The 7,358-nt window shown below is 48.8% G+C and carries 8 protein-coding genes; 6 read left to right on the top strand and 2 right to left on the bottom strand.

Features of this window, described 5'->3' with window-relative positions:
• Nucleotides 1-63: 63 nt before the first annotated feature.
• The 4 genes from HMPREF3168_RS09210 (at nt 64) to HMPREF3168_RS09195 (ending at nt 4,228) form a co-directional block, all read left to right on the top strand.
• Nucleotides 64-690 carry an ATP-binding cassette domain-containing protein gene (locus tag HMPREF3168_RS09210; RefSeq protein ID WP_003611650.1) on the top strand — a complete coding sequence of 209 codons (627 nt, stop codon included), beginning with the start codon at nt 64-66 and terminating at the stop codon, nt 688-690.
• Nucleotides 691-1,034: 344 nt separating this feature from the next.
• Nucleotides 1,035-2,201 carry a hypothetical protein gene (locus HMPREF3168_RS09205; protein WP_148129896.1) on the top strand — a complete coding sequence of 389 codons (1,167 nt, stop codon included), beginning with the start codon at nt 1,035-1,037 and terminating at the stop codon, nt 2,199-2,201.
• A 7-nt stretch (nt 2,202-2,208) separates the two neighbouring features.
• On the top strand, nt 2,209-2,928 hold the full coding sequence (locus HMPREF3168_RS09200; RefSeq protein WP_003611663.1) for a LytR/AlgR family response regulator transcription factor: 720 nt from the start codon (nt 2,209-2,211) through the stop codon (nt 2,926-2,928).
• Between the two features lie 13 nt (nt 2,929-2,941).
• A complete protein-coding gene (locus HMPREF3168_RS09195) occupies nt 2,942-4,228 on the top strand; it encodes a GHKL domain-containing protein (protein WP_003611697.1) in 1,287 nt (428 codons plus the stop codon).
• A gap of 63 nt (nt 4,229-4,291) precedes the next feature.
• On the opposite strand, the gene HMPREF3168_RS09190 is transcribed toward HMPREF3168_RS09195, so the two are convergent.
• Complete coding sequence (locus HMPREF3168_RS09190) at nt 4,292-4,765, bottom strand: nucleoside 2-deoxyribosyltransferase (RefSeq protein WP_003611646.1); 474 nt, start codon at nt 4,763-4,765, stop codon at nt 4,292-4,294.
• Between the two features lie 172 nt (nt 4,766-4,937).
• On the opposite strand from HMPREF3168_RS09190, the gene HMPREF3168_RS09185 reads away from it, so the two are divergent.
• Nucleotides 4,938-5,417 carry a PTS sugar transporter subunit IIA gene (locus HMPREF3168_RS09185; RefSeq protein ID WP_003611685.1) on the top strand — a complete coding sequence of 160 codons (480 nt, stop codon included), beginning with the start codon at nt 4,938-4,940 and terminating at the stop codon, nt 5,415-5,417.
• A gap of 41 nt (nt 5,418-5,458) precedes the next feature.
• Here the strand turns inward: HMPREF3168_RS09185 and tnpA are convergent, their stop codons facing one another.
• Nucleotides 5,459-5,914: an IS200/IS605 family transposase gene (gene tnpA / locus HMPREF3168_RS09180; RefSeq protein WP_003611630.1), complete on the bottom strand. Its 456-nt coding sequence runs from the start codon at nt 5,912-5,914 to the stop codon at nt 5,459-5,461.
• A gap of 124 nt (nt 5,915-6,038) precedes the next feature.
• Here tnpA and HMPREF3168_RS09175 point away from each other — a divergent pair, with 124 nt between their 5' ends.
• Entirely contained in the window at nt 6,039-7,328 is a 1,290-nt protein-coding gene (locus HMPREF3168_RS09175) for an RNA-guided endonuclease InsQ/TnpB family protein (protein WP_035174909.1), read from the top strand.
• Nucleotides 7,329-7,358 lie beyond the last annotated feature (30 nt).

Genomic DNA, 7,358 nt, shown 5'->3' with positions numbered 1-7,358 from the left:
TTAAGATATCAGTATGACACTACACTAGATGTTTCCAGTTTTTATTTAGGAGGATATAGCGCAATGAGAGGAATAAGCGTTTATGCCGATCAGATTACAGCACAAGCAGGAGACAAGCTGCTGTTTCAAGATTTGTCTTTTCAAGCAAATGGTGGGCAAGCAGTTGCCCTAATTGGCCAGTCCGGCGCTGGTAAGACCACTCTGCTCAACCTGCTCGGCTTGTTAAGCCTGCCAAGCAAGGGAAAAATTCTGATCAATGGCGAGAATGCCAGCAGCTGGCCAGAAGGGAAAAGGGAGAGATTTTGGCGGGAAAAGGCAGCCTTTCTCTACCAAGATGCTGGAATCATCAATGAAGAAAGCTTGCTGTACAACGTTTCGTTGACTAAGGTGAAAAAAGGCCAGGAACAAGCCTTGCATTGCTTAAAAATACTTGGCTTAACGCAAGCTTATGAAAAAGCAGCCGTGCTTTCTGGTGGGGAAAAGCGGCGTCTGGGTTTGGCCCGCCTTTTATACAAACAGGGTCAGGTGGTCTACGCGGATGAGCCGACCGCTTCTTTGGACGCGGCCAACCGCCAGCTGGTCACTGACTTGCTTTTAAAGCAGGCCCAGGCAGGCGCGCTCGTCTTTATCGCCACCCACGATGAAAAACTGGGGCAAAAGTGTGACGCGCGAATTTGCCTGGGGGAATGACCATGCGTAATAAAATAAGTATTGCTGCTTCCTGTTTGCTCCTCTCCCTTGTTTTTCTGTATTCTCTTGGCCCCGGCCGCGATGCAGTAGACCGGCTGCCCTTGATCTGCAGTCTACTTTTATACGTTACAAGCCTGCTTTTGCCTTTGCAGCTTGGCTATCGTAAAGATGCCATTCGCCTGCTGGCCGGAATCAGCAGGTTGGAAATCTGCCTGGATAATTTTACCTGTCTCTTTGTTTGGAGCCTTTCTGGCAGCCTGCTTGGCATTTTGCTGTTTGGTCTGATTTTTCGTAAAAAAAGTATTTTAGGCAATTCTGCTCTTTTACTGTTGATTGAACTGGTCTTGATTTTCTGTTCACTCCTGCTGATGAAGCTGCCGGACAAATTTTGTGTCAGCCGCGGTTCTGTAAAAAAGCAAGGAAAAATCGCCCTGCGCTGCCTGCAGGTCTCAGCCTTGCTGCTGTTAGCCTGGTCCCTGCCGCAAGCGGCCTTGTTGGCCAAGAGTGCCTATGAAAATTACCAGTCAAAGGAAAAATGGCAGCAAGTTCCAGCCGCAGTCAGTTTTGATGATGACGGCCGCTTGGACCAAAGAGATCATTACCCGGCTGAACTCGCGCTCATCAAAGATGAAGAGCGGCAAGGCAACGCGGTTTTGTCCTTAATCATGGATGACCAGATGCAAACGTCAAAAGCTGAATTAGGGGGATATGACCACATTGTTTTCGTCAATGACCGGGCTTTAAAACTGGCCGGTATCAGCCACCAGGACCTAAAGGAAGTTGCCCTAGCCGATTTGCCAGCAGAAAGTCGGAATTTTTTGCGTAGAATCTTGCCACTTAATACCGCAAAGCGGCAAACCGTGCCGAAAGGGATGCACTTGTTGACCAGCCGGAAAAAGCTGGCCGCTTTAAATGAAACGCAAGATTTTCAAATTTGCCGCAAGCCCTTGCTCATCTACAGCAAACGGCCCAGCCAGATTTATGACATGCATGGCTTTTTATATCCAGCTTTGTCGACAGGCAATCTCTTCTTTATCCAGTCAGATAAGCTTATTCCTGCCTTAAAGCGGCGCGGCTTGACAAAAATTTACTCGCCAGAACCCTTCCGCTTGAAGCAACTCGCTCAAAGCAAGCTGGAGCTGGCCAAGCTCTACTTAAAGAGCTGCTTGTGGCAGCTGCTGAACTGCATCTTGCTCTTGTTTTTGCTAGCCAGCATCTTAAATTATCAAGCTGGAGCCTGGGTTCAGCTCAACCGGTCCAAGGTTTTCGCCTTGTTTACCAGCGGGCATAAGTGGAGAATAATTTTTACGCCTGCTGCGGTGGCGGCTGCCTTAGCGCTGCTTGTTTGTTTTCTGGTCACGGCCATCTTGCTTGTTCTTTACGCTGCAAGTCCTGCCGGCTTGCTGATCTGCCAGTTTTCCTTTATCCTGCTGTATACTTTGGTATATGGAAAGCTCTTGAGCAAAAAGAGCAAAACTGAAGTTAAACGGATGATTGGCCGGAAAGGATAGATGAGGGATGAAAGAGGAGCTGGGCCTGCGGATAGCGGTTTGCGACGATGAGGAAAAAGAACGCGCGAGCTTGCGGCAGTTGCTGGTCATGGAGTTAAACGCCGCACATGTCGACTGCTACGCGAGCGGGGATGACCTCCTTGAAGCAGGGAAAAAGTACAACTTGATCTTCATGGACATTGAAATGCCTGGTACAAGCGGCATGGAGACGGCCCGTCGCCTGCGCCGTGACAAGCGCGGCGATTTGCTGGTCTTTTTAACTGCTTATGACCGCTATATGCCTTCCGCCTTCGAAGTCAAGGCCTTCCGCTACCTGCTCAAGCCCTGGAAGAAGGAGAATATTGCTTTGGTTTTGCGGGCTGCTTACCAAGAAATCCTGGCCAGGCAGCTGCTAGCAGTTCCTTTGCCGGACAAGGCAATGACCGCTCTGCCCTTAAATGAAATCCGTCTGCTGGAAAGTTTGGGAGACCAGAGCTGCATCTATACGGCTGACCAAAAAGTAATCAGCCCAGAACCCTTGAAGTATTGGGAAAAACAACTGGACAGTGCCTTGTTTGGCCGGGTGAGCAGGCAATACATCGTGGCTTATCAGCATATCAGTGATCTAAAGCATAATCAGCTCTACCTTGCCGGCCTAAAGCAGCCAATCCTGCTTCCCCGCCGCCAGGTCAAGGCTGTAGAAGCTGCCTGGCTTGACTACCTGCGCTTTTATGCCCAGCCGCTGTGATTTTGGAGGAAATATGAATTTGTTTATCGATTCCGTGACGCTTTTGAACACGGCTTTTATCCTGCTGCAGTTCAGCAAGCTCTATCTGGCTTTTGCCTATCTCTTTGCTGAGAAAATCAGGCCGGTCTGGCTGCTGGGGATTTACGTTTTTGGTCTGGCGGCCTACTGCCTGGCCGGTCCCCAGCTGGGCTTGTTGAATGAAGCTTTGGTCTATGCCTTGCTTGCTTTGGGCCGGACTTTGCTGGGGCCGTTGAAAGAAGGAGACCTCAGCCAGCTGGGCAGCTATGCGATTTTAAGCCTGCTGGATCTGAGTCTAAAGCAGCTGATCCGCCGGCAAGAAGTGGGCGCGGCTGATCTTGTTTTTGAAGCTGCCATAGCTTTGACTTTCGTTTACTTGTTTTTGGCGCCTAAGGTCAAAAATGTTTTTGACAGCTGGCCGGACAAGGACAAGTGGCTGCTTGTTTTCCTGGAAATTCTGGCTTTGGGTGCGGCGAGTCTGACAGCAGGCCGCTTTCAAGCCTATCTTCGCCTGCAAAAGCAACTGCCAGTGCTAGAGGCCTGCCTGGCCGGGGCTGCCGTCTGGCTGGACATGGCTCTTTTGCAAGGACAGTTTAGGGTTTGGAAATTAAAAGGCGAGATGAGTGAACAAGAGCAGCTTCTCCAAGCTGAGGAAAACTATTATGAATCGCTTTTGGCCCGGGAGAAAGAAACCAAGAAATTCCGCCACGATGCCCGCCAGCACTTGGTCAGCTTGCAGGGCCTGGCTCATGCCGGCCAGTACCAGGAACTGACGGCCTATATTGACGACCTGGTTGGCAGCAGCCAGATGACCCGGCGATTGATCGATACTGGCAACAGCGGAATCAATGCCGTGATTAGTGACCTGGCCGCCCGGTATCCGCAGGTTGAAATCAGCTGGACCGGGGTGATTCCCGGCAACTTAGCCTTGCGGCAGCTGGATCTGTGCATCATTGCCGGCAATCTTTTGAAAAACGCCTGCCAGGCAGCCTCACTGGCGGCAGACCACCAGGTTAAGGCAGGGCTGAAGTTTTCCGGGAAAACCATGCTTTTAACCGTGCTTAACCAAACAGAGAAGAAGGTCAAGATCGGGTCAGAAAGAGATAATGTTGTAGCAAACGGCCGGGTAGGGATTGGCTTAGGCAAGGTCAAATCCTTTTTGGAGCCTTACCATGGCCGCCTGCGGCTAACTTTTAGCCCGCAAGCGCTGGCCAGCGGCGGGGGAGAATTCAGAGCTGAAGTCTTGGTGCCAAATGCTTTGGAAGCACCCCGGGAGTTTTAGAAAAAAGAAAAGCCTGTCTTCCAAAATTGCGGAAGGCAGGCCTTTTGTTAGATATAGTTGTTTTTAGTATACGGCACCTTCGTAGAAGTCGAAGCGCGGCTTGTTGAAGTTGAAGTCCTTCAGCTGGCTCATCTTGATCACGTTGTCGCTGACGCCCCAGCTCATGAGGTTGATCGGCTTGCCGTAGTCTTCGTCCGGGATGACCAAAAGGACGTACTTGCCTTGGCTCAAGGCGTAACCCAGTTCCATGCCCAGGCCGACGTCTTCTTCGTCAGGGATGTAGACACCCAGCATGACGTCGTTGGTCTTGATCCCGTTCAAGTCGTTGTTGTAGGTGGCCGTAGCCCAAACCTTGTCATGCAGGTATTCCGGGTGTTCATCAACCCGGATACCCTTGTACTGGTTGTCCAGGGGAACGTAGCTGTTTTCCAGGTCAATCGTTGGGTTTTCCTTGAGGGCTTCCATGGCTTCCTTGTAGGCTTTGTTTTGGCGGTCAGTGAACCAGCCGGCACCGAAGTAGATCGTCTTTTTTGGCATATCTTGTATTCCTTTCATGTCCGCTGCGAGATATTGCGTTTTTTTCCTAAAATAACTTTACCATTTTCCGCCCCAGCTGACTAGTCAAAAATTAAGCATCAGCCAAGTTGCCCAACGGCAGAAAGCTTATAATAAAAGTAGTTGTATTTTTGAAAAAAGGGGTGGACTAAAAGTGACTGAAGAACTCTTAAAAGCGGAAAGCTGTTTTGTTTTGCGGGCCGAAGACCGGGCTGACATGTTTGCCCAAGTCTACAAAAAGCTGCTGGAGCAGGGGCTGGTAGCGGCCGGCTTTTTAGACCAGGTGGTGGACAGAGAAGAGGACTTTCCGACCGGCCTGGCCAGCTGCAATCTGGCCCCGGGTCTCCCCAACCTGGCTTTTCCGCACACGGAAGGCTGCTTCGTCAAGCAGCAGCGGGTCGTTCCCATTAAGCTGCTGGCCCCGGTCAGCTTCAAGAGCATGGTCGATCCTAGCCGCGAATTGCCAGTTGGCTTTTGCTTCATGCTGCTGGACCAAAAGGCGGACGGCCAGGCTGAACTTTTAGCCAGAACCATGACCTTCCTCAGCCAGGCTGAACCAGCAGACCTCAGTTGGATTTTTGCCCAGACTGATCCTGCCGGCTTGTACTCTGCCCTGCGGGAAGAGGGCTTTTAATGATTAATTCACTGGATGGCAGGCCCGGAAGTCCACCTATTTCAATGGGTGGATGGATAGGGTTTGCCATCCTTTTTTGCATTGTAGATCTGATCGTTGATATATCTTTCTATGGTGTCTTTGGACATATTGCCTACAGTCCCAATGTAATAGCTGGATGACCACAAGTTGCCGCCCCAACATTTGTTTTTCCGTACGTCTGGGTGGTCTCGCAAAAATACGTATCCAGTATGGCCCTTGAGAGCTTTCACTACTGAGCTGATAGATTTTGACGGTCTGAAGGAGATCATTGCATGGACATGTTCTGGCATAACTTCTAGTTTCTCAATCTGGATATCATTGCTTGTTGCCGTATCGATAATCAGCTCTTTCATCTCACTTGCCAGTTCGCTAGTCGTGAAGATCTGATTGCGGTATTTAGTGCACCAGATCAGATGATAATGGCAGTTGTAAACATAGCGTTTTGTATAGACAGCATCTTTCATCTTCTCAGTCATTGTCTTACCTCCCATGCAGCTAAACTACAAGCTTTCTTAAACCTTTATTTCAGTCATTGACTGGCTCTGCATGGTATAATTATAGCAAGAAAAGAGGTGAGAAAAAATGGCAAGAAAGCAATTGATGATCTCCATGTCGGATCTTCCTTATCATCTTGGAATTAAGATGAGGATCTACCCAAGCTCCCAGCAGAAAAGAATAATTGCCATCAACTGTGGCGTAAGCCGGGCTGTATACAACAAGCTGATTGCTATAAATTCTGAATTGTTGCATCTTAGAAAAACTGGCATCTATATCCAAACAGTAGCTGAAAGAATTGAGACACTAGAACTGCGGAAAAAGAAGCTGTCTAAGTATTATTCCTATATGTCTGTCAATGACGTTGACAGCTTAGCAGTAGCCCAGGCTAAACTTAACTACAATGCGGCTTGGAATATGTTCAAAAAAATTCACTCTTCCGGCGTTCCCAAATACCACAAGAAAGGCGTAAGCGACAGCTATCAAACTTCTTGTACCTACACAACCGAAAACAAGAAAAAAGGAAACTGTACGCCTTTCTCCGGATCAGTTAGGTTCCTGGACACAAAGCACGTACAATTGCCTAAGCTAGGAAGAATTAGAATAAGTGGATCAAGCTATCGAAAAATTCTTGCGCATAATCCAAATTTCCGGATTGGGACGGCAACGATCAAGTATGATACTTCTGGCTACTATCTCTCTCTTCAGATTGGGGACGTGGCGCCTTTTATCGATCCAAAGCCAAAAACAGGCAAGATCACAGGCATTGACTTGAATACCGACAATTTCTTGACGGACAGCAGCGGTAATGTTATTGACAATCCCCGCTACTACCGGAAATCATTAAAACGGCTGAAAAGCCTGCAAAGGCGGATGTCAAGAAGACAAGTGCGGGCAAAAAAGGAAGGCCGCAAGCTAGCTGAAAGTCGGAATTATCAAAAGTCCCGCCTGCAAGCAGCCCGCCTGCACCAGCACGTCAAAAATCAAAGAGAAGACTTCTTACAGAAATTGAGTACTGCATACATCAATAACCACGACGTAGTAGTGCTTGAGGACTTGAGAGGAAAAAACTTGATGAAAAATCATGCCTTGGCAATGTCAATTGCCGATGTTGGCTGGTACAGCTTCCAGAGAATGCTTGAATACAAAGCAGATCTCTATGGCAAGAAGTACATTGAGATCGACAAGCGCAATACCACTCAGCGCTGCTCTAATTGTGGCAGCATCATGGGGCATAACGGCTATCCAAAGCTTACCTTGAAAGACAGAGAATGGGACTGCCCAATCTGCAAAGCCCATCATATCCGGGACTATAACGCAGCTAAGAACATTCTGGAAAAAGGCATAGCCAAGTTAGAGGAAGAAGAATATTCGATCATTCCTTATAAAAGCTAAAAGAAAAGAGCCTTAGGCAACCCGAGGCTC

It is taken from the genome of Lactobacillus sp. HMSC08B12 (genome assembly GCF_001808415.1).
Classification (GTDB): domain Bacteria; phylum Bacillota; class Bacilli; order Lactobacillales; family Lactobacillaceae; genus Lactobacillus; species Lactobacillus delbrueckii.
This window is presented reverse-complemented; position numbering and strand designations above follow the sequence as displayed.

What these genes read in the sequence shown, in the direction of transcription:
- HMPREF3168_RS09195 (WP_003611697.1), top strand. Translation starts at nt 2,942, where the DNA reads ATGAATTTGTTTATCGATTCCGTGACGCTTTTGAACACGGCTTTTATC.
- HMPREF3168_RS09200 (WP_003611663.1), top strand. Translation starts at nt 2,209, where the DNA reads ATGAAAGAGGAGCTGGGCCTGCGGATAGCGGTTTGCGACGATGAGGAA.
- HMPREF3168_RS09175 (WP_035174909.1), top strand. Translation starts at nt 6,039, where the DNA reads ATGATCTCCATGTCGGATCTTCCTTATCATCTTGGAATTAAGATGAGG.
- HMPREF3168_RS09210 (WP_003611650.1), top strand. Translation starts at nt 64, where the DNA reads ATGAGAGGAATAAGCGTTTATGCCGATCAGATTACAGCACAAGCAGGA.
- HMPREF3168_RS09190 (WP_003611646.1), bottom strand. Translation starts at nt 4,765, where the DNA reads ATGCCAAAAAAGACGATCTACTTCGGTGCCGGCTGGTTCACTGACCGC.
- tnpA (WP_003611630.1), bottom strand. Translation starts at nt 5,914, where the DNA reads ATGACTGAGAAGATGAAAGATGCTGTCTATACAAAACGCTATGTTTAC.